The 1,831-nt window shown below is 56.6% G+C and carries 1 protein-coding gene; it reads right to left on the bottom strand.

Annotated elements, in window-relative coordinates; genetic code table 11:
• Positions 1 to 731: 731 nt before the first annotated feature.
• Complete coding sequence (locus tag ACOTX3_RS25945; protein ID WP_001749988.1) at positions 732 to 1,301, bottom strand: recombinase family protein; 570 nt, start codon at positions 1,299 to 1,301, stop codon at positions 732 to 734.
• Positions 1,302 to 1,831 lie beyond the last annotated feature (530 nt).

Genomic DNA, 1,831 nt, shown 5'->3' with positions numbered 1-1,831 from the left:
CCGGCGCCCGGCAAGGTGGGCGGATTCCCACACGGCACCGGCGCCCGGCAAGGTGGGCGGATTCCCACACAGCACCGGCGCCCGGCAAGGTGGGCGGATTCCCACACAGCACCGGCGCCCGGCAAGGTGGGCGGATTCCCACACGGCACCGGCGCCCGGCAAGGTGGGCGGATTTCCACACGGCACCGGCACCCGGCAAGGTGGGCGGATTCCCACACGGCACCGGCGCCCGGCAAGGTGGGCGGATTTCCACACAGCACCGGCGCCCGGCAAGGTGGGTGGATTCCCACACGGCACCGGCGCCCGGTAAGGTGGGCGGATTTCCACACGACAGCGGCGCCCGGCAAGATGGGCGGATTCCCATATCGACATGTATGTAGCTTGTGTTATCCGTGGATTGTGCAGCTCAGCGGGTCGCTGGTCGTATGGCGTAGTGTCCCCCGTAACCGGCCGCGTGCGGCCGCTAACTCGCAGTACGGCGCCGCGACCCGAAGGCGGGCCGCCGTTCCCGCGCGCAGGCGCGCGGCGCCCACTGCGCACCCCCGTGGGGGACATACGGCAGCTGTGTGGCGGTGAGCGGGATTAGGGCTTTGCAGGGAGGGGGCTGGGTCGGGCGATACGTTCAGCATTGCGGTTTCCGGCGATTTGCGGCCGGTGCCCGTTTAACTCCGGCGTGGTCGCCTTCCATGCCCTGACGGCATAAGAAAATAAAACCGCCATGCTGCGGTCATTCATGATTTTGTGGTGTAGCGATAAATAGTCATGCGAGAAACGTTGAAGCGCTTAGCAACTGCACCAACTGTCATTTCAGGATCAGCAAGTAAGATTCTAATTTGTTTAACATCTTCTTCAGAAAGTGACGGTTTTCTCCCTCCCACACGGCCCCTTGCGCGTGCAGCTGCAAGGCCTGAGCGCGTTCTTTCAATATTGCGGTTGCGTTCAAAGCTAGAGAATATCGCCATCAGATGAGTATAGATTTCCCCTATAACTGGCGCATTTGTGTCTATTCTGTCCTTGATGGCTATGAAAGTTATTCCGCGTTTCTTCAGGTCGTCGAGTAAAGTAATGACTTGACCCAATGAACCGCCGAGCCGATCTAGTGCCCAAACTACTAGGGTATCTCCCTCGCGCAATGCTTTCAGGCAGTTCTCCAGTTCCGGCGCACCTTTTTTGTCGCGCTTTGGGCCGCTACGTGAGGTCTGATCCTGATAGATTTGCTCACATCCAGCTTTTGTTAGTTCGTCAACCTGGTGCGCCACATCCTGAAGATGCGTAGATTTACGTGCATAGCCGATTTTCATTCTTTTCTCGCTAATTAGTTATGGGGTTATTGTTATGTTGATACAGTAACGAGTTTTGTTACATGAGGGGAGTCATTTTTCGGGAGAAGTCAGGACTTTTCAAGACTGTCACAAAAACCATCGTTTTTGATACATTAATTTAACCAATAGGTTGCAGATCAAATCGCCTGTAACAGCCTTTCTGGCTGTTTGTCGTTTTCAGAAGACGGCTGCACTGAACGTCAGAAGCCGACTGCACTATAGCAGCGGAGGGGTTGGATCCATCAGGCAACGACGGGCTGCTGCCGGCCATCAGCGGACGCAGGGAGGACTTTCCGCAACCGGCCGTTCGATGCGGCACCGATGGCCTTCGCGCAGGGGTAGTGAATCCGCCAGGATTGACTTGCGCTGCCCTACCTCTCACTAGGGCACTGTTGCAAATAGTGGCACTGTTGCAAATAGTCGGTGGTGATAAACTTATCATCCCCTTTTGCTGATGGAGCTGCACATGAACCCATTCAAAGGCCGGCATTTTCAGCGTGACATCATTC

The sequence above is a fragment of the Enterobacter cloacae complex sp. IR5384 genome (assembly GCF_049237265.1).
GTDB lineage: Bacteria > Pseudomonadota > Gammaproteobacteria > Enterobacterales > Enterobacteriaceae > Enterobacter > Enterobacter cloacae.
The sequence above is the reverse complement of the archived record's forward strand: the minus strand, read 5'-3'. Positions and strand labels throughout refer to the sequence as shown.